The organism is Gemmatimonadaceae bacterium, assembly GCA_020852815.1.
Lineage (GTDB): Bacteria > Gemmatimonadota > Gemmatimonadetes > Gemmatimonadales > Gemmatimonadaceae > SCN-70-22.
The window spans coordinates 116144-135585 of record JADZAN010000003.1; the positions used below are offsets into that span (position 1 = coordinate 116144).

The following is a 19442-nucleotide window of genomic DNA, read 5'->3' on the forward strand; positions in this document are numbered from 1 at the left end:
GCCATGGACGGCGGAGTGAGTCGTCAGGCGCCGGTGAACAGGCGCCAGAGGAAGCCGGGGCGCAGCACTTCACGCGGCGGGACAAAGTCGCCCGTGACGCCGACGAGAAGGTCGGCCATGTCGCGACGACGCGAGAGGACCTGCGCGGCCCGGTTGAACAACGCGGGATAGGCGACGGCGGTGCCCACGGCGCGTTCCACGATGCGCTTGCCGCGCAGCACGTCGTTCAGCGCGCGGTCGTAGGCGGCGAGGGCAATGTCGCGCGAGCGGTGCGTGGCGGCGCGCACCCCCTCGAATGCGTAGGGGGTGAGGAGTTCGCCGCCGTGCAGCGCGGTGTGGATCCCCTCGCCGGTGAACGGGTCGAAGAAGTCGGCGGCGTCGCCGACCAGGGCGCTCCCGGGGGCCCAGGCACGGCGCGCGCGCTGGTTGAAGGGGCCCGTGGCGCGCGGAGTCGTTAGGCGCGTGGCGTGCGCGAAGCGTGCGGCCAGGTGCGCGTGGCGGGCGATCCATGCGTCGAGAAAGGCGCCCGCGTTGCCCGCGATGGCCCGCGCGTCGCGTTGCGGCACCACCACCGCCACGTTGGTGTGCCCGCGCCCCACGTCGGCCAGCCCCAGGTAACCGTCCCGTTCGACGTGCATCTCGCCGAAGCGCCCCACGCCGTCCACACCGCCATAGTGCGCCACCACGGCCACGCGCCGGGGAAAGCGCCCGCGGCTCGTTAGGCCCAGCCGCCGAGCCACCACCGAGTGCAGTCCGTCGGCGCCAACCGTGAGCTCGGCGCGCCAGCTGCGCCGCCCCCCATCCATGTTGCCTTCCACGCCAACGATGCGCCCTTCGCCCGCGCGCAGCACATCGCGCACCTTGGCCCCTTCCACCACGCGGGCGCCGGCGGCGCGCGCGCGATCCAGCAGGATGGCATCGAGCTCACGACGCGGGAGGGCGAGGCCGCGGTCGCGAAAGCCGCGGAATCCGTGCGAGGCGACAAACTCGCCGTGGATCACCGCGCCATTCGGGGCGCGCACGCGCATACCGTGCAGCTGCGCCGCCCCCGCGCGCTCGATCGTTTCCAGCGCCCCCATCTCGTCCAGGATGCGCGACGCCTGCGGCGAGAGGTACTCGGCGCACGGCTTGTCGCGCGGGAAGCGCGCGCGGTCGAGGATGCAGACGTCGACGCCGGCGCGTGCAAGGAAGCAGGCGGTCGCCGAGCCGGCGGGGCCACCGCCGACCACCAGCACCTCGGCGTCGCGCGTGCGGAGGGCGGGGGCGCCGATAGGCATGCCCCCTGTTGCCCGCACGGCGCTCGCCGTCACGAGGTCACCAGCAGGTATAGCTGTCCCGCGATCTCGAGCTGGTCGCCGGTGCGGCGCACGTCGTAGCTGAGCTGCGTCGTGGAGGGTGACGTGAGGTCGATGATGACGCGCGTCCCTTCCATGCGGTAGCGGCCGGCGCTCACGAGGACGTCGGCGAGTCCGTAGGAGTAGTTGCGCGCCACCTGGACGCGCACCGCCGTGCCGTCTCTCCCGAACTGCCACGTCGTTTCCGACGAACGTGAGAGCCCGAAGTCGTCGATGAAGAAGACGACGCGCCGCCAGCTGCCGACCACGGAGAGTGCGCCGGTACCCGTGCCGGTGGTGGCGATGGTGACGCGGCGCGGCGACGCGATGCCAGGGCCATCGCACGCGCTGAGCGTGAGCGTGAGCGTGAGTGCGAACGTGAGCGCACTCGCGAGCGCTGTTGCGCGCGCCGCGTTCCGCGCGGTTGTCGCGCGCACGACGCTCCTCGGCCTCATGGCTCGCCAGGTGCCAACGATCGCGCGGCGCATCATGGCTCGTTTCCTCGCACGCTCGGGTTCCACGTTCCAGACGAAACAATTGCGCCTGACGGCAGCGCGCGCGTCATCCCCACACCCCGCCGGCGAGGAGCGCCACGACGCCTCCCGCCAGGCTGCTCGTTAGGTTCACGACGTCGTTGTCCACCCCCGCCACGCCGCTGCGCCGTTGCGTCTCGCGGCCGCAGTCGTGCACGCGCCGCTCCGTGGCCTCGCGGCAGTGCGAGCACCAGCGCCGTTCCTGCACGGTGGCACCCAGCACGGTATCGGCCAGCGCGCCGCCAATCCCGCCGAGCGTGGTCGACACCACTACCTGTAGATCGAAGCCGCCGAGATGCGCAACGGTTCCGAGCACGAGCGCCCCGGCGATCATGGCGAGCGTGCCAGTGGTCGTCACCGCCCCCGATGTACCCGGGGGAACGGGGCGCCATCCACGCAGCGTGCGCGGCACGCCCCCTATCGCGGTGCCAATCTCGGTGGCCCAGGTGTCGGCCGTGGCGCCGGCCAGCGCGCCAAGCCCCGCCAGCGTCCACTGTGGCGCCGGCGAGACGATCGCCCCAACGGCGCAGAGCGCAAAGACGCCGCCGTTTGCAATCACCTGCCACGCGTCGCGCTCGCCCCCCTTGTCGACAATGCCGCCGGTGACGCGCTCCTTGGCGGCGCGACGCCAGCGCGACAGGAGCGTGGACGGAACGAAGAAGGTGAGGAGCACCGCGCACCATCCCCACCCGGCGGCCGTTGCCACCGTCCCGACCAGCAACGCGCTCCACGCACCCGACGGGGTGAGTGCGCGCGCGCGTCGCGCCGCCAGCGCAATGGCTGCGGCGAGCGCGAGTCCGGCCAGGGTTCGAGTGAGAAGCGTCATGCGGCGTGTCTGGGCGCACGCAAATTACTTGAACGGGGTCACAGGGGCCGTTAGCTTCGCTCGATCCATATGTCCGACACGGTCGACGCCCTCCTCCCGCTCTCGTTCCTCGAAGCCGTCCGCCACGTCGACAGCCCCGTCGAGGACTTCGAGGCGGAACTCGTCGGCGACCTGCGCAACAAGCGCCTGGGGCTCAGCGAGACGGTCTACATGCAGATCCGGCGCTTCGCCGAGGCCGTCAAGCGGGGGCAACGCACCTCGATGGAGGAGGCGGTGGGGCTGGCGACGCTCCTCGGGCGGCGCCCCGATGCCGAGGCGGTCTTTCGCGTGGCGGGGCGGCACATGGCCACGGAGTCGTACCAGACCATCGGCGGCTTCTCGCGCGGGTTGATGCGGCTCCTCCCCAACTTCCTGGCGCGCCCGCTCGCCCTGTCGCACTCCCGCCGCCTGGCGCGCCGCTATCTGCTCGGGCGCATTTCCCGTGTAGGGGCGCATGTATATCTCGAGGTCGACAAGTCGGTGACGCTCGACACCGCGCCGCGCTCCGTTGGCTGCACCTACTATGAGGCCAGCCTCAAGGAGCTGCTGCGCCTTCTCGTCAACAGCGTCGGCGCGGTGGAGCACGTCCGCTGCGCCTCGCGCGGCGAGGGCGCCTGCGCCTGGCGCGCCGAATGGAAACCCACCTCCGCCCAGCAGGAGTGATCCCATGCCTCGCCTGAGCCCCGAGTCGCTCCCCGAGATCCAGCGCGCGATTGCCGATGCCGGGCTCGATGGCTGGCTGCTCTACGACTTCCGCGGCACCAACCCCATCGCGCAGGACTTCCTGGGCTTCGGGCACTTGCACCTGTCGCGGCGCATCTTTGTCCTCGTGCCGCGCATCGGGGTCCCGGTCGCCATCACGCACAACATCGAGCAGGGAGCGTGGAAGGGGTGGCCCGCCGGCTGGCGGCGCGAACGCTACTCGTCCTGGCGCGCGCTGGAATCGCTCCTGCACGAGATCGTTGGGGACAAGCGCGTGGCGATGGAGTACTCGGCCGGCGATGCCGTCCCATATCTCGATCGCATCCCCGCCGGCACGCTGGAAATGGTGCGCGCCGCCGGCGCCACGGTGGTCTCCTCGAGCGAGCTGGTGTCGCGCTTCTACGCCTGCTGGAGCAACGACGACCTCCTGGCCCATCGCCGCGCCGCCGAACACATCGCCGGCATCGCCCACGAGGCCTTCCTGCACGCCGGTTCCATGGCGCGCGCCGGCACCCCCATCGCCGAGCACGTGCTGCAGTCCCGCATGATGGACGCCTTTGCCCGCGCCGGCCTCGAGACCTACTCGCCGCCTAACGTGTCGGTCGGCGCCAACGCCGCCGATCCGCACTACGCCCCCTCGGCCGACAATCCCAAGGTCATCACCGTCGGCAACGTCGTCCTCATCGACCTGTGGGCGCGCGAGGCCGGCCGCCCGTATGCCGACCAGACGTGGATGGCCATTATCGGCGCGCCGAGCGCGCGCGTCGTCGAACTGTGGAACGTGGTCCGCGACGCGCGCGACGCCGCCATCGCGCTCCTGGAGCGCGAAATCGCCGCCGGTCGCGACGTGCGCGGCGCCGACGTCGACGATGCAACGCGCGCCGTCATCGTGAAGGCCGGGCTGGGCGACTACTTCACGCACCGTACCGGCCACTCGATCGACTCGCGCGAGATCCACGGCTCCGGCCCCAACCTCGACAACCTCGAGACGCGCGACGAACGCCTCCTCATCCCCGGCGTCGGCTTCTCCATCGAACCCGGTGTCTACTTCCCGGGCGATGTCGGGCTCCGCACCGAGGTCAACGCCTACATCGGCGACGGCGCCCTCGTCGTCACACCGGTCGAGATCCAGCGCGAGCTGATCGTTGCTTGACGCCGGAGGCGCGGCGCCGACCACGGACGCAAGCCAACTCCGGCGCGAACTGGGCGTCTTCTCCGCGGCACTCCTCGTCGTCGGCGGCATCATCGGGAGCGGGATCTTCTTCACCCCCGCCGAGGTGGCGCGCGCGCTCCCCAACGCGACGACGATCTTCTCGGTCTGGGTGCTGGGCGGCTTCCTGGCACTCGCCGGCGCGCTGACGTACGCGGAACTGGGGGCCATGCTCCCCGACGCCGGCGGACCGTACGTCTACATCCGCCACGCCTTCGGTTCGCTCCCCGCCTTCCTGTATGGATGGATGAACCTCCTGAGCATTGCCTCGGGAGCCATCGCCGCGGTTGCCATGGGCTTTGCCGGCTACCTGGGGCGCTTCGTCGACCTTGCCCCTGCGGGTGGGCCCATCGGCGTCGCGGCGGCTACCATCATCGTCCTGTCGCTCACCAACATCCTCGGCATTCGCCCCGGGGCGGCGCTCCAGAACGTGCTCACCGCGGCCAAGATCGCCGCGCTCGCCGCACTAATCGTCGGCGGCTTCGTCCTCTGGACGTCAATCGGGGCGCCGCTCCCGGTGCCAAACGCACCGGCTCCGCGCGAGTCGCTGGTGACAGGGTTCGCCGCGGCCTTCGTCGCCGTCCTGTTCACCATTGGCGGGTGGCAGCAGATGAACATGGTCGCCGGGGAGATTCGGGATCCCGAGCGCACCATCCCCAAGGCGCTGTTCATCGGGATCCTCATCGTGATCGCGATCTACCTGGGGGCCAACGCCGTCTACCTGCACGCTCTCGGGCGCGACGGGTTGGCGGCGAGCCAGGCGGTCGCTGCCGACACCGCCTCCCGGCTCGTGGGGTCGGCCGGTGCGTCGTTCATCACCATCGCGGCGATGATCTCCATCCTCGGCTTCGTGAACGTGGCCATCCTGGCCAACGCGCGCATTCCCTACGCCTTGGCGCGCGACGGAGTCTTCTTCGAGTCGGTCGGGAGGGTGCACCCCCAATTCGGGACGCCGCACATCGCCATCACCCTGTGTGGCGGCTGGGCGCTGGTGCTCCTGTTTGCCACCAAGGGTGGGATCGGCGACCTCCTGAGCGGGGTGGTCTTCGCCGACTGGATCTTCTTCGGCCTCGGGGCGGCGTCGGTCTTCCAGCTTCGGCGGACTCGCCCGGAGGCTCGGCGCCCGTACCGTGCGTGGGGCTATCCGATCGTTCCGGCGCTCTTTGTGGTCGCGGCGGGTTTTGGAGTGCTGAGCGCCTTCCTCGCTGCACCTCGGACGTCAGCGGCCGGAACGGTGATGCTGGTGGTGGGCGTTTTCGTTCACCGATTGTTCAGCAGGAGAAACGGCAGTCGTGTAGCGGGCGATATGCGTTGACTGACCGAGTGGATCGGCGGCAGTTGGCTAGCTACAGCGGCGACAAGGAGAAATTCTGGTCCGATCGGTCAACTAGGCGACTGACCTATGAGAAAGGGGGCAATCCGATCGGACTGCCCCCTTTGCCACGTTAGGCTGTTCGTTTGGACAGGCGCTCGGTCCCTCGCAACGCGCTACGAGAGCCAGAGCCGGATCTGGTAGATCTCCGGCTGAAGCCCCAGCCCCGCCGCGTAGGACGTTTCCAGGTCTTCGAGGAGCGCCGCCGGCTCGATCTCGAAGTCATCGCCCGCCGTGTTGTAGGTATGCGTACTCCACTCTCGGACGCGGACCTGTCCGTCGAACGGGCGGCCGATGAGGAGGAATCGCTCGGCCCGCCCCGATCCGCCTGCGATGCGGACCGAGAGGAACTCGTCCGTGCCGACCGGGAAGTCTTCGGGGATGTGGTGATGCATGGCGATGCTCCGCGTGCGGGGGGGCGTCGCGTGCGTGCTGGCGATCAGTTCGCGCCCGTGAGGGGTGCGGCGAGCCGCCGGTCCAGCACCATCGCGACGAAGAGGAGCGCGAGGTACAGCAACGAATACTTGTACGTCCACCACGCCGCCTTGGTCCAGACGGCCTCGCGCCGAATGCGCAGGACGCCGTGGAGCAGGAGCGCGCCCAGCACGACGGCGCAGGCCAGGTACGGGAGGCCAAAGGCGCCGAAGGCGACCGGGAGGATCGTGAGCGGGACGAGGATGAGCGTGTACCAGAGCATCTGGTTCATCGTTTCGCGCTCGCCCCAGAGGAGGGGGGCCATGGGGACCCCCGCCTTGCCGTAGTCCTTCTGCTTTAGGAGCGCCAGCGCCCAGAAGTGAGGCGGCGTCCAGTAGAAGACGATGAGGAAGAGGTACAGCGCCAGGAGATCGACGCTCCCCGTGACCGCCGCCCACCCCACCAGCGGCGGGAAGGCGCCCGCCGCGCCGCCAATCACGATGTTCTGCGGCGACGTGCGCTTGAGCCAGCGCGTATAGATGAAGACGTAGAAGTAGAAGCCGCCTAACGCCAGCGCCGCCGTGAGGACGTTGACGAAGTGCCCCAGCAGCCAGGTGGCGAAGACGGCCAGCGCCACGCCAAAGGCGAGCACCGAGATGGCGTGCATGCGCCCCGACGGGATGGGGCGCAGACGCGTGCGCGACATGACGTCGTCGATGTCGCGGTCCATGTACATGTTCACCGCGTTGGCGCCCCCCGCCATCAGGTAGCCGCCAATCGAGACGATCAGGACCTGGAGCCACGACGGCGACCCGGCGACGTACATCGGGGCGACGGTTGTGACGAGGAGGAGCGAGATGATGCGCGGCTTGGTGAGCGAGACGAAGTCGCGCACCGGCGATACTGGGCGGTCTGGCACCACAGGCGTCGATGCCGACGACGAAGCCGGCGTCGACGCCGGCGAGGAGAGCGTCCCGCTCATGATGCGTGCAGCCCTGCGGAGGCGGCGGGGGTGTTCGGCTCGAGGGCGCGCGCGGGGAGGGAGCGCCAGGTCCAGAGCAGGAGCAACGCGAGGAGCGCCGCGGGGAGAATGACCCAGAAAAACTCGCGCGTGCGGGCCACGGCCGACGACGATGCCCCGGGCGTTCGGCCGGCGAGCGCGGCGCGCACCACCGCCACCTGCGCGACGGCGCAGATCGCGGTCGCTACCCAGAAGAACAGGTCGGACATGGCGGTGTGAGTCACGGGCGAAAGGTGGCCGCGCGTCAGTCGCGATTCAACCACTCGCCGAATACGCCGCGCCGGGGTAGCATTGCCGACCATGCCGACACCCCCCTCCGCAGGCTCGACAACAGGCGGCGCCGCAAGCGCCGCATCGTCCAACGCAACGCCATCGGGCGGCGGGCTCCCGCGCCGCATCGGGCTCTGGAGCGCGGTGGCGGTGTGCATCGGGTCGACGATCGGTTCGGGGATCTTCCGGTCGCCGGCCGGGATCGCCGACAAGATCCCCGGCCCGCTCCCCCTTCTCTCGGTCTGGGTGGTGGGAGGCGTCTTTGCGATGTGCGGTGCGCTGACGCTGGCCGAGGTGGCGTCGTACATCCCGCAGACCGGTGGCTTCTACGCCTTCTTGCGCGAGGGATGGGGGCGGCTCTATGCCTTCCTCTTCGGCTGGGGGCAACTGACGGTGGTGCGCGCCGCCGCGTTAGGCGCGATCGCCATCACGTTCGCCGAGTACTTCATGCGGGTGATCGGATTCGACCCGACGGTGGCGCCGTACGACCAGTACGCGCGCTTCGTGGCGGCGGGGGCGATTGCCTTCACGGCCGTGCTCAACATCGTCGGCGTGCGCTGGGGGACGCTGATCACCAACATCACGACGGTGGCCAAGTTCGGCGGGCTGGCCTTCATCGTCGTCGTGGCGCTGGCGTTAGGCATTCCACAGACCGGCGGCCACTTCACCCCGCTCGTCCCCGAGGGGAGCTTCGTCCCGGCGAGCGCGGGGCTGGCGCTCGTCTCGACGCTGTGGGCGTACGACGGCTGGGGCGATGTGTCGTACGTGGCGGGCGAGGTGAAGGACCCGCAGCGCAACCTGCCGCGCGCGCTCATCGGCGGGACGATGGCGGTGATCGTGATCTACTGCCTGGCGAACCTGGCGTATCTCGCGGTGCTCCCGGTGGAGCAGATCCGCACCTCCAAGCTGGTGGCCGCCGACGTGGCGCAGGTGGTGCTGGGGCGCCCCGGCGTGGTGCTCGTCTCGGTGACCGTGATGCTGTCGACCTTTGGGACGCTGAGCGCCGTCCTGCTCACGTCGCCGCGCGTCTTGTTCGCCATGGCCGACGACGGGATGCTGTTCAAGCCGGTGGCGGCGGTGCACCCGAAATACAAGACGCCCTATGTCGCCATCTCGCTGGTGGCGCTGCTCGGGCTGGTGTACGTCCTCTTTCTCACCTTCGAGAAGCTGGCCGACACCTTCGTGATCGCGATGCTCCCCTTCTACGCGCTGGGGGTGGCGGCGGTGTACCGCCTGCGCGCGCGTCCGGGGTATGTCCCGCAGTTCAAGACCCCCGGCTATCCGGTCGTCCCGGCCGTCTTTCTCGCCTCGGTCGTGATCCTGCTGGTGAACGCCCTGCTGGATGCGGGAAGCCGCCCGTGGGTGGCGGGGATTTACGCGGTCCTGCTCGCCGGGGTCCCGGTCTGGATGGTGTTCTTCCGGACACCACGTTCCGGGGCGCGGGCGACGTGACGGAGCGTTTACATTTGGTGCGTGCGTCGCTGCTGGCGGGCGCCCTAGCTTGTCCCTCGGGTGACGCGCGGACCACCCCGAACCATGCCCGCGACCAATTCGGGTGTGTCAGTTCTTACTCCTCACACGACGAACCATGCACATGACTCGTCTGACACGGGCCCTCGCTCTCGCCCTCGCCGCAGTGCTCGCGGTGTCCGCTCGTGCGAGTGCCCAGGTTACGACCGGCGCCATTACCGGCGTCGTGACCGATGAAACCGGGAACCCGGTCGAGGCGGTCCAGATCCAGATGATCAACAAGGCGACCGGGCTCACGCGCGGCGCCCTCACGGGCGCCAGCGGGCGCTACGTGATCCAGGGACTCGAAGTGGGCGCCCAGTACTCCGTGACGGCGCGCCGCATCGGCTTCCGCCCCAAGACGCTCGACAACGTCGTCGTCTCGTTAGGCCAGACCACCAAGGCCGACATCCAGATCGAGCACCAGGCCACGCAGCTCGAGGCGGTGACGATCGTCTCCGAGACCAACGCCCTCATCTCCCCCACGCGCACCGGCGCGAGCACCACGGTGGGCGACTCGGCGCTTCGCCGCCTGCCGTCGCTCAACCGCAACTTCACCGACTTCGTCGCGCTCACCCCGCAGGTCTCCAACTCGGGGCCAGGGCTCTCGGGCGGCGGCACCAACAACCGCTTCAACAACATCCAGATCGACGGCGCTGTTTCGTCGGACCTCTTCGGCCTCGGTTCCACCGGGCAGCCGGGCGGACAGGCTGGCGGCAAGTCGATCTCCATCGAGGCGGTGAAGGAGTACCAGGTGCTGCTCTCGCCGTACGACGTGCGCCAGGGGAACTTTTCCGGCGCGCTGATCAACGCGGTGACCAAGGGCGGGACCAACGAGTTCCACGGCTCGGTCTACGGCGTGACGCGCAACCAGAGCCTCACGCGTTCGCAGCCGTACCTCACCGACTTCAAGCAGTCGCAATACGGCTTCGCCGTTGGCGGCCCGATCGTGAAGAACAAGGTCCTGTTCTTCCTCAACCCGGAGTTCCAGCAGCGCACCGTTCCCGCGGGCGGCCCGTTCATCGGGAGCTCGGGGACGTCGTCGTCCAACGTGTCGCAGGCGCTGATTGACCGCTTCAACGCGGCGCTCACGAAGTACGGGGTTCCGGCCGGCTCCGGCGCGGCGGTGAACAACGACAACCCGCTGACGAACCTCTTTGCCCGCCTCGACTTCAACCTCACGAGCAACACCTCGCTCGTGCTGCGCCACAACTACGCGCAGGCCGAGGACAACATCTTCAGCCGGACGACGTCGACGTTCAACCTCGACAACAACGGCTACTACTTCACGTCGAAGTCCAACTCGACGGCGGCGCAGCTGCGCACCAACTTCGCCAGCGGTGCCTTCAACGAACTCCTCGTCAGCAGCAACAGCATCCGCGACCGCCGCAAGCCCAACATCGCCTTCGCGCAGATCGAGGTGAACACCCCGGTCGGCCTGCTGGTGGGTGGCGGTGAGCGTTCGTCGCACCGCAACGAGCTGGACCAGGATGTTCTCGAGATCACCGACAACTACTCGATCCCGCTCGGCACGGCGCACCGCCTTACGGTCGGAACGCAGAACCAGTTCTACAAGGTCCGCAACCTCTTCCAGCAGCAGGGCTTTGGGAGATGGATCTTCGGGACCATCGACTCGCTCGAACTCGGCGCGCCGCGCCAGTACGCGGTGGGTGTCCCGGTGTCGGGCGACGGCGCCGTGCGCTTCAATGCGCGCCAGCACGCCTTCTATGCGCAGGACGAGTGGACCGTCTCGCCGACGTTCAACCTCTCGGTTGGCCTGCGCGCCGACATGCCGGTCTTTGCGGACAAGCCGCCGCAGAACCCGACGATCGCGCTGCCGATCTGCGCCGGTTCGGGGAACCCGTCGGCCACGTGCGGCTTTGGTCGCAACACGTCGGAAGTGCCCACGGGGAACATCCAGTGGTCGCCGCGCCTCGGCTTCAACTGGGACGTGACCGGCAACCAGAGGAACCAGGTGCGCGGCGGGATCGGCCTCTTCACGGGGCGCCCGGCGTACGTCTGGCTGGCCAACGCCTTCCAGAACTCCGGGCTCTCGGGCGTGGCGCAGCTCACCTGCAACAACCTGGCGGCGCCGCGCATCACGACGGCGGCCATCACCACCGCGCCCACGGCGTGCGCCAACGGGACGACGGCGTCGGCCGGCGCCGAGATCAACCTGCTGAACAAGGACCTCAAGTTCCCCCAGAACATGCGCGCCACGTTAGGCTACGACCGCGCGCTGTGGAACGGCTTTGTCGGGACGCTCGAGGCGATGTACACCAGGGGCGTGAACAACCTGTTCTACCAGAACATCGCCCTGGCCGGCCCGCAGGGGACCGACTACAAGGGGCGCGTGATGTACGGACCCAACCCGAACGCCCCGGTCCTCAAGGTCACCGGGCGCACGGCGGTCCTCGACGTCACCAACCAGTCGAAGGACTACTCGTACTCGCTCACCGCGGGGCTCGCGCGCCGCTGGCGCAACAACTTCGAGGGGTCGCTCTTCTACACCTACTCGGACGCGCGTGACGTGCAGTCGCTCACCTCGTCGACCGCCAACTCGCAGTACCAGTTCGGCCGCCCGGTGGCGACGCGCCAGGATGAGGCGACGCTCGGCTATTCCGTCTTCCGCCAGCCGCATCGCCTCGTCGGCCAGTTCTCGTACGCGTTCAAGACCAGGACCGACGTCACGCTGACCTATGTTGGCGAGACCGGTGCCGCCTTCACCTACACGGTGAACGGCGACGTGAACGGCGACGGCTTCAACCAGAACGACCCGATCTACATCCCGAAGAGCTCGACCGACCCGACCGAGATCCAGTTCCGCAACTTCACGCGGTCCGGGACGTCGACGGTGGTGACGGCGGCCGAGCAGGCGGCGGCGTTCGACAAGTTCATCAACTCGATGGACTGCCTGAAGAACAACCGTGGCACGTTCGCTCCGCGCAACGAGTGCAACGCGCCGTGGTCGAACACGATCAACCTGTCGCTGCGCCAGTCGCTCAAGACGATGGGGATGCAGAACGTCTCGTTCCAGCTCGACGTGTTCAACTTCGCCAACTTCCTCAACAAGGATTGGGGGCAGGTGAACACGGCGGCCTTCGGCTCGCAGACGCTCCTGACCTACGGGACGAAGACGACGGGGAACCTGAACGCCGGGGCGATCCCGATCTTCCAGTTCGATCCGAACTTCCAGAAGTGGAACGCGCAGAACATCCGGTCCAACTACCAGGTCCAGGCGCAGCTCCGCTACTCGTTCTGAGTGGCGGGCGGCTCCTGACGAACTGATCGAGGCGGGCCCGGTCGCGAGACCGGGCCCGTTTCGCTTTGTTTATGGCATGCACGAGAACTTCCTTTCCCATTTGCGTCCCCGCCCCGTGTCCGCGCGCGTGTTCGCGCGGGCGCTCGCACGCGCGCTCGCGTCGGCGCTCGCGATCATCTCACTCGTCGGGTGTGCGCGCGGGAGTGCGACGCGCGCGCCGGCGCCGTCGTCGTCCGTCGCCGCTGCCAACGCGGGCGCGGGAGCGACCCGGCGCGCCATCGTCGTCTCGTTCGATGCCTTCAACGAGCGGCGCGTGGTGGAGACCATCGACTCGACGCGCATCCCGGCCATCCGCGCGCTCTTTCGCGAGGGAGCGTGCGCGGCGTCGGCGCAGCCGCACTTCCCGAGCGTGACGGCTGCCGGCCACGCGTCCATCTGGACGGGGACGTACGGCGCCACGCACGGCATCAGCGCCAACGCGCACCTGCGCCTACCGGCGTCGCAGCACACGATCCTGGAGACGGCGAACGGCTTCACGGTCGAGGGGCTGCGCGCCGAGCCGATCTGGATCACCGCGGCGTCGGCTGGGCTCACCGTCTTCGGGCATCACGTGACGCAGGCGCCGGGCGTTCCCGGCTACCGCACAAACGATGGCGAGCCGGCCGACACCTTCGCGGCGGCACGCGCGCGCGCCGTGGCCGCGTTGGCCAGTGAGCGGCTGGGGGTGCTCAACGGCTACAACCGCACGCTGTTCTCGATGCGCCTCCTCACGCGGCGCGACGTGCAGCTGACGGAAGCGCGCGGGTGGGGTGCTTGGCGCGCCACGCCGGGCGAAGTCGCGCTCGAGTTCAGCGTCCCGCTCTCGGAAGAGGACCCCGCGGCGCGGGAGCGGCGCTTCCACGTGTTGCTGCGCCTGTGGCCGGCGGCCGACACGGCACAGCTCTTCGCCGCCTTCGAGCGCTCGCTGGCGCAGGCGGTGCGCGTGACGCCGCACGCGGAGGAGCGCGAGCCGCCGCGCGGTCGAGCGCTGGCGCGCCACTTCTCGGCGCCGCTCACCTTGCAACTGCCGACCGGCGAGCGTGCCTCGATGCGCCTGCGCCTCTTCTCGCTCTCGGCGCGCGACACGTCGTTCACGCTCTTCGTCCCCGGCGTGCAGCTGCCGGAGGCCAACCGTGTGGACGTCAACAACGCCTACGACGCGGCCAACCCCGGTTGGGTGGGGAACTCGGCGGCCTGGATGTGGGAGGCTGGGCTGCTGGGGCCCACGCTGGCCGAGAGCGGCGACGGCAAGGCCGAGCTGCGCTGGCTGGAGAGCGCCGAGTTGCTCACGCGCACCTTCATGGAGGGGGCGGCGTGGGGGTGGAGCACCCGCAAGCCACGCCTCATGCTGGACTACTTCCCGCTGGGCGACGACACCGACCACACGTTGTGGGGGCTGGTGGATCCACGCGTGCCGGCGCACGACACCCTGGTGGCGCGGCGCGCGGCCGCGGTGCGCGCTCGGCTGTGGGAACTGGTCGACATGCGGCTGACGGCGCTGATGCAGTTGGTGCGGCGCACGCCGGGGACGCGCCTCTTCGTGACCGGCGACCACGGGATGCGCGCCACCTGGCGCCTCTTTCGCCCAAACGTTGCGCTGCGCGAGGCGGGGTTGCTGGCGGTGGATGGGGCGGGGCGCATCGACCTCTCGCGCACGGTGGCGGCGTCGCCTAACGGCTACTGGATCTCGGTGAACCGCGTGGGGCGGCGGGGTGGGATCGTGCCGGCGGACTCGGTGGCGGCGGTGAAGGGGGCGGTGCGGCGCGCGCTATGGGCGGCGCGCGACGAGTGGGGGCGGGCGGTGGTGACGCGCGTCTTCGACGCGGCGGATGTCGGCGCAGAAGCGCTGGGGATTGGCGGGGCGGCCGGAGGCGACATCTACTACGAAGTCGCCGACGGCTTGTCGTGGAACGCCCAGGCCACGGGGAGCGTGGTGTTCGACGCGAAGCGCCCGGTGGGGACGCACGGCTACCCGTCCACCGCCGCCGACATGCAGACCGTCTTCTGTCAGTGGATGCCGGGCGAGGGCGCGTCGCACGGCGCGCCGGCGCGCCTCACCGATGTGTCGCCCGCGGTGCGCCGCTGGCTCGGCGTCGCCGACCGGTGAACACGAGCAACAGGCAGGCGCGAGAGCGCCCGAGCGTTGCAGCTGCGCCTAGAAGATCTCGAGGTTGATGTAGCGCTTCGGGTTCTTCTTGAAGTCGGCGGTGAGCGAGTCCATGCGCGTCAGCACGCGGCGCAGGTCCTGGTAGAGCCCAGGGTCGTTGAGCAGCATTGCCGCCGTGCCGTCGCCCTTCTCGACCTTGCCAAGAACCGTGTTGAGGCGGTCGGTGGTCGACTTCAGCTCGCCGGTGAGCGTTGCCATGTTTGCCGAAGCGGCACGCAGCGAGCGCACCGTCGAATCGACCTGCAGCGAGTCGATGGCGGCGGCGCGCGAGCGCACCGTGACCAGCGTCGATTGCAGCTCGCGCGACTGCAACGCGGCGATCTGCGCCAGCTGCACCACCAGCCGGTTGGTCGCCGCCAGCGCCTGCCGCATTTCGCGAATCCCGCCCGAGTCCACCATCTCCATGCGCGCGTTCCCCAGGAGGACGTTGACGCCGTTGGTGATGGTGTCGGCGCGGGCGGTGAGCGCGGCGAGCCCCGTGGGCGCAATGCCTAACGGGATCGTGTCACCCGGCGCGAACGCCTCGGTCGTGGCGCCGTCCGGCGTGAGGGCAATCGCCATGTCGCCAAAGAAGCCGTTGGCGACCACCGTCGCCTTGGTCCCCTTGGGGACCTTGTACTCCTTGCGCAGGCGATACGTCACCACGACGGTGCCGTTGGGGTCCAGGTCCACATCGTCCACAAATCCGGCGGTGACCCCGGCCAGCCAGACCGGCTGCCCCTGCTTGAGCCCCGATCCCCACGGAAAGCGGGAGTAGAGCGGATACCCCGACGACAGGCCGCCGCGCGCCAGCCAGAGCGCGCCCACGATGATCACGGCGATGGCCGCCGTGGTGAAGATGCCCACGAGTACTTCGTCGCGCCGTTTCATCCCTGGAGCTGGTTGGCGAGGAGTGAGGCCGTCAGTGCGTCGAGGACCAGGATGGCGACCGAGGTGACGACGACCGCCTTCGCGGTCGAGCGCCCCACCCCCTCGGCGCCGACATCGGTGATGTAGCCCTCGAACGAGCAGAGAAAGGCGATGGCCGTCCCGAAGATCGTGGCCTTGATCAACGAGTAGCCGATCTGGAAGAACGTGTACGACATCCGCAGCCCTTCGGAGAACTGCTGCCACGTGACGTCGGTGGCGGTCATCGCCGTGAAGGCCGCCGTGGTCACGCCGATGGCGTTGGCAAAGATCACGAGGAACGGGAGCATCAGCGTTGCCGCGATCACGCGCGGGACCACGAGGTACGCCACGGGATCGTACGACAGTGTCTCCAGCGCGTCGATCTGCTCGGTGACGCGCATCGTCCCGATCTCCGCCGTCATGCGCGCCCCCACGCGCCCGGTGAGGACCAGCCCGGTGAGGAGCGGCCCCAGCTCGAGGATGATCATCTGCCGCGAGATGAGCCCCACCACCGACAGCTGCACGCCGGGAAAGAGCTGGTACCGCGTCTGCAGCGCGATGACCGACCCGATGAAGGCGGCGACGATGGCGGTGAGCGGGAGCGAGTCGACGCCGATGCGCCGCATCTGCGCCGCCGTCAGCGGGAGGTAGGTCCGCCACTCATTCGCGAAGGCCCGCAGCACGTCGCGCAGGAAGTACACGCGCTCGCCCAGGTCCGCCATCGCCTCCATCCCCACGTGCCCGACGGAGCGGAAGAACCTGATCCCCGTCCGCTGCACCACCGGGAATTCCGCCGTGTGGCGGTGCGTCCCGTGCATGGGCGACGTGATCACGTGCGCACCCTCGCCAGCATGATGAGGCCGAGGATCCCGAAGACGACGTTGGGTACCCACGCCGCCATCTCGGGGGAGAAGACGCCCTTGCCGCCGACCGCCTTGGTGAGCTGGATCATGATGAGGAAGACGACCGTGGTGCCGAGCGAGAGGCCAATGCCGTACGCCGCCCCGCCGCGCTGGTTGCTGGTGGCGAGCGGTGCGCCGAAGAGCGCGATGATGAGGCAGGTGACCGGGATCGCGAGCTTGAGCGCCCGGTCGACGCGGAGGACGTTGACGTCGCTCCCCGAGCGTTCCAACGCCTGGATGTAGCGCCCAAGTTCCTCATATCCCATGTCGCTCGGCGCCTTGGACGAGGCCATGAGCTGCACCGGCGACTCGGCCATGTGCCGGTCGCGCAGCGAGTCGAACTTGAAGGAGACGTTGCGCCCAGCCCCCGTGACGACGTGCATCGTCCCGTCCTTGAGCGCCCACCCCACCGGCTTGTAGTTGGCCTCGCGCGCTGCGACGATGTAGGTCGGGTACTTGTCGGACCCCTCGTTCCCCTTGCGCTCGATCTCCACCCCTTCCATGTACGCGCGCTCCACGTTGAGGAGCGACGCCTTGTACACGCGCCCCAGCTCGGCGGCAAAGGTGAAGTTGAAGCGCTCGTTGCCGTTGGTGAAGCGCGTTTCCTGCAGCAGCTCGCTGCGCGTCTTGTTGGTGCTCGGCGCCAGCTCGCCCAACCCCAGCGCCATCGCGGCGGCCACGACCGACCCTGCCAGGATGGGGATGACGAGTCGGTGGAACGAGATCCCCGAGGCCTTGGCCGCGGTAATCTCGCTGTGGCGCGTGAAGGCGCCGATGGAGAAAACCGTGGCAAAGAGCACGGCCGCCGGCAACACCATGAACATGTTGTCGGGAATCCAGTACAGGTAGCTCAGCGCAATCGCATTGGGCGTGAGATTGCGGTTGAGGTACTTGTCGATGTTGTCCGTGAGGTCGAAGATCGTGACGATGAGCGGGAAGCCTAACGCCGTGCTGAAGAAGATCTTCGTCCATTCACCCATCACGTAGCCGTCGAGCGGGCGCAGGAACCAGCGCATCATGCGGCCTCGCCCCGGCGGCGCCGGAAGAGACCGCGCATCGCCTCGAACAGCTCGGACAGGTCACCGCCGCGCGACGTCGCCGTCTCGCGCCCCATGCGTGACAGGAGGACCACCGCCACGAGGAAGAAGAGGATGTTGGCCGACCACATGGCCCAGAACGGCGTCAGGATGGCCCGGTCGGCCAGCGCCTCGCCGGCAATGAGCCCCACATAGTACAGCCCAAAGACGCCGAGGCTCACCCCGATCACCAGCCCCACACCGCCGCGCGGAAAGCGGAGCGCGATCGGCGCCCCCAGCAGGACGAAGATCACGCACGCCATCGAGATCGCGAACTTCTTCTGGATCTCCACCGCGAACTGATTCATCTGCTCGCGCGCGGTGAGCATCTGCGAGCGCGCCGTCTCCATCGCCATCGCTGCCGGCTGCGGCATGGCGCCACCCCCCGCCGACGGGGCGAGCATGGGATTCCCCGAGTTGGGAGGGACACCAGCCGCCGCGGCGGCCGCGGCTGCCGAATCCGGCTGCGCTCCCCCAGCCCCACGCCGCAGCAACTCCTCATCGCGACGCCGCAACGAGTCGATCATCCGCGCGGCGGGATCCATCTCGACCACCGGTGGCGCTTGCACCGAATCTGTCGCGCCCGTCTTCGTCACCGAATCGCGCCGCAGTGAATCGCGCTTCACCGAATCGCGCCCCGCGCGCACCGTGTCGACCTTGGGCTTGGGCGGGGGTTGTTGCTGCTGTTGCTGCTGCTGTTGCTGCTGCTGTTGCTGCTGTTGCCCCTGCACGGTGGCCGCCAGTAGCTGGCGCGGCGCCAGGAACTCGACAGCCTTCGGGAGCGGTCGCCACGCCCCGGCCATGCGCATCCCCTTGGCCGACACGCGCTGCAGCGCGGCCATGGCATCGCAGTAGCTGCGCCCCAGCGACCTGACGCGCGAGCGCTCCTTCGTGGCTCCGGGAACGCTCATCGGCGAGATGAGGTTGATCACGACCGTCCCCTTGGGGTCCTTCTTGAACGCCGAGTCGGCGCGCTTGTAGTCGTCGAGCGAGCGGAAGAAGTCGCGCTCGTAGCGCGACACCTCGGATTGCAGCTCGCAGACCGACATCTCGCGATCGCTCTTGTACGTGTCGTTCGAGTCGCGCGAGAAGGCGTTGGCCACACCAGCCACGCGAATCAGGTCGACCTTGAAATAGAGGCGCTGCAGCTGCGACGGCGTCTCCTTCGGCACCTCCTGCATGAACCCCGAGTACAACGTCAGCTCGAGATCGGAACCGCCGTCGGCGAACGCCATGACGCCGCTGTCGGCGTAGATGGTGCGCCGGCGCATCGGGTCGCTCAGGTCGTAGATGGTGACCTCGCGCAGCCCGTTGGTCTCGCGGTCGAGGTGGATGGTGCGCAGGAAGTAGCGGTTGGGCGCCACTTCGTTGATGATCTGTTCCTTGATGGCGAACGTCGGCTTCTTGCGCGCGATGTCGCCCTGGAGCGTGCGGAGGCGGTGGTTGGTGCGCGGGAGGACCTGGTCGTTGAAGGCGACCATCGAGATCGAGAGCAGCGCGCCGGCGATCACCACGGGGACGAGGAGCCGCCCCATGCTCACCCCGTTGGCCTTGAGCGCGGTGATCTCGTTCTCCGAGGCCAGGCGCGAGAAGGCGTACAACACCGAGACCAGGACGGCCATGGGCAGCGTCATGGCGACGGTGAAGGGGAGCGAGAGGGCGAAGAACTCGAGGATCACGTTCCACGGCAAGCCCTTGCCCACGAGGTTCCCCAACTGCTTGGCCACATAGTTCAGCAGCATGAGGGACGTGAGCGCCGAGAGGGCAAAGACCAGCGGCCCGGCATGCTCTCGAAGGACGTACTTGTGGATTATCTTCACGACGCCTGCTCCAAACGCCCCCCTGTTCCCGTCGTAACCATAGTCGGCGTAATATAGC

General features: G+C 68.8%; 16 protein-coding genes. 6 read left to right on the plus strand and 10 right to left on the minus strand.

The annotated features are described in order from the left end of the window. Positions 1-23: 23 nt before the first annotated feature. From IT359_03505 to IT359_03515, 3 genes are all read right to left on the minus strand, one after another. Positions 24-1277 (minus strand): FAD-dependent monooxygenase, encoded by a 1254-nt coding sequence (locus IT359_03505; protein ID MCC6928038.1) that lies wholly within the window; start codon positions 1275-1277, stop codon positions 24-26. Positions 1278-1306: 29 nt separating this feature from the next. After that, positions 1307-1771, minus strand: a complete 465-nt coding sequence (locus IT359_03510; GenBank protein MCC6928039.1) for a hypothetical protein — start codon at positions 1769-1771, stop codon at positions 1307-1309. A gap of 124 nt (positions 1772-1895) precedes the next feature. After that, a complete protein-coding gene (locus IT359_03515) occupies positions 1896-2693 on the minus strand; it encodes a DUF92 domain-containing protein (protein ID MCC6928040.1) in 798 nt (265 codons plus the stop codon). A gap of 69 nt (positions 2694-2762) precedes the next feature. Between IT359_03515 and IT359_03520 the strand changes: the two genes are divergently transcribed. Genes IT359_03520 through IT359_03530 form a run of 3 tightly spaced genes read left to right on the plus strand, consistent with a single transcriptional unit; the run spans position 2763 to position 5959 of the window. Then, positions 2763-3395 carry a hypothetical protein gene (locus IT359_03520; GenBank protein ID MCC6928041.1) on the plus strand — a complete coding sequence of 211 codons (633 nt, stop codon included), beginning with the start codon at positions 2763-2765 and terminating at the stop codon, positions 3393-3395. Between the two features lie 4 nt (positions 3396-3399). After that, positions 3400-4587: an aminopeptidase P family protein gene (locus IT359_03525; GenBank protein MCC6928042.1), complete on the plus strand. Its 1188-nt coding sequence runs from the start codon at positions 3400-3402 to the stop codon at positions 4585-4587. Next, a complete protein-coding gene (locus IT359_03530) occupies positions 4580-5959 on the plus strand; it encodes an amino acid permease (protein MCC6928043.1) in 1380 nt (459 codons plus the stop codon). The genes IT359_03525 and IT359_03530 overlap by 8 nt, the downstream gene beginning before the upstream one ends. Positions 5960-6132: 173 nt before the next feature. Here IT359_03530 and IT359_03535 read toward each other — a convergent pair whose 3' ends face one another. The 3 genes from IT359_03535 to IT359_03545 are packed head-to-tail and all read right to left on the minus strand — an operon-like array spanning position 6133 to position 7660. Continuing rightward, positions 6133-6411 (minus strand): hypothetical protein, encoded by a 279-nt coding sequence (locus IT359_03535; GenBank protein ID MCC6928044.1) that lies wholly within the window; start codon positions 6409-6411, stop codon positions 6133-6135. A 44-nt stretch (positions 6412-6455) separates the two neighbouring features. After that, a complete protein-coding gene (locus IT359_03540) occupies positions 6456-7412 on the minus strand; it encodes a protoheme IX farnesyltransferase (protein ID MCC6928045.1) in 957 nt (318 codons plus the stop codon). Continuing rightward, positions 7409-7660, minus strand: a complete 252-nt coding sequence (locus IT359_03545) for a hypothetical protein (protein MCC6928046.1) — start codon at positions 7658-7660, stop codon at positions 7409-7411. The genes IT359_03540 and IT359_03545 overlap by 4 nt, the downstream gene beginning before the upstream one ends. Before the next feature lie 91 nt (positions 7661-7751). Here IT359_03545 and IT359_03550 point away from each other — a divergent pair, with 91 nt between their 5' ends. The 3 genes from IT359_03550 (at position 7752) to IT359_03560 (ending at position 14638) form a co-directional block, all read left to right on the plus strand. Further along, a complete protein-coding gene (locus IT359_03550; protein MCC6928047.1) occupies positions 7752-9173 on the plus strand; it encodes an amino acid permease in 1422 nt (473 codons plus the stop codon). Positions 9174-9366: 193 nt separating this feature from the next. Next, positions 9367-12492, plus strand: a complete 3126-nt coding sequence (locus IT359_03555) for a TonB-dependent receptor (protein ID MCC6928048.1) — start codon at positions 9367-9369, stop codon at positions 12490-12492. A gap of 115 nt (positions 12493-12607) precedes the next feature. Next, positions 12608-14638, plus strand: coding sequence for an alkaline phosphatase family protein (locus IT359_03560; protein ID MCC6928049.1), 2031 nt, complete (start codon positions 12608-12610; stop codon positions 14636-14638). Positions 14639-14686: 48 nt separating this feature from the next. Here the strand turns inward: IT359_03560 and IT359_03565 are convergent, their stop codons facing one another. The 4 genes from IT359_03565 to IT359_03580 are packed head-to-tail and all read right to left on the minus strand — an operon-like array spanning position 14687 to position 19384. Continuing rightward, entirely contained in the window at positions 14687-15568 is an 882-nt protein-coding gene (locus IT359_03565; GenBank protein MCC6928050.1) for an MCE family protein, read from the minus strand. Then, positions 15565-16419: an ABC transporter permease gene (locus IT359_03570; protein MCC6928051.1), complete on the minus strand. Its 855-nt coding sequence runs from the start codon at positions 16417-16419 to the stop codon at positions 15565-15567. The genes IT359_03565 and IT359_03570 overlap by 4 nt, the downstream gene beginning before the upstream one ends. Then, the gene (locus IT359_03575) at positions 16416-17507 is read right to left on the minus strand and encodes an LptF/LptG family permease (GenBank protein MCC6928052.1); all 1092 of its coding nucleotides are present in this window, start codon (positions 17505-17507) and stop codon (positions 16416-16418) included. Before IT359_03575 ends, IT359_03570 begins: the two co-directional genes overlap by 4 nt. Next, positions 17504-19384 carry an LptF/LptG family permease gene (locus IT359_03580; protein MCC6928053.1) on the minus strand — a complete coding sequence of 627 codons (1881 nt, stop codon included), beginning with the start codon at positions 19382-19384 and terminating at the stop codon, positions 17504-17506. The genes IT359_03575 and IT359_03580 overlap by 4 nt, the downstream gene beginning before the upstream one ends. Positions 19385-19442: the final 58 nt, after the last annotated feature.

Coding starts and splice junctions, on each gene's coding strand:
- IT359_03525 (MCC6928042.1), top strand. CDS start 3,400: ATGCCTCGCCTGAGCCCCGAGTCGCTCCCCGAGATCCAGCGCGCGATT.
- IT359_03545 (MCC6928046.1), bottom strand. CDS start 7,660: ATGTCCGACCTGTTCTTCTGGGTAGCGACCGCGATCTGCGCCGTCGCG.
- IT359_03535 (MCC6928044.1), bottom strand. CDS start 6,411: ATGCATCACCACATCCCCGAAGACTTCCCGGTCGGCACGGACGAGTTC.
- IT359_03520 (MCC6928041.1), top strand. CDS start 2,763: ATGTCCGACACGGTCGACGCCCTCCTCCCGCTCTCGTTCCTCGAAGCC.
- IT359_03565 (MCC6928050.1), bottom strand. CDS start 15,568: ATGAAACGGCGCGACGAAGTACTCGTGGGCATCTTCACCACGGCGGCC.
- IT359_03540 (MCC6928045.1), bottom strand. CDS start 7,412: ATGAGCGGGACGCTCTCCTCGCCGGCGTCGACGCCGGCTTCGTCGTCG.
- IT359_03550 (MCC6928047.1), top strand. CDS start 7,752: ATGCCGACACCCCCCTCCGCAGGCTCGACAACAGGCGGCGCCGCAAGC.
- IT359_03575 (MCC6928052.1), bottom strand. CDS start 17,507: ATGATGCGCTGGTTCCTGCGCCCGCTCGACGGCTACGTGATGGGTGAA.
- IT359_03505 (MCC6928038.1), bottom strand. CDS start 1,277: ATGCCTATCGGCGCCCCCGCCCTCCGCACGCGCGACGCCGAGGTGCTG.
- IT359_03515 (MCC6928040.1), bottom strand. CDS start 2,693: ATGACGCTTCTCACTCGAACCCTGGCCGGACTCGCGCTCGCCGCAGCC.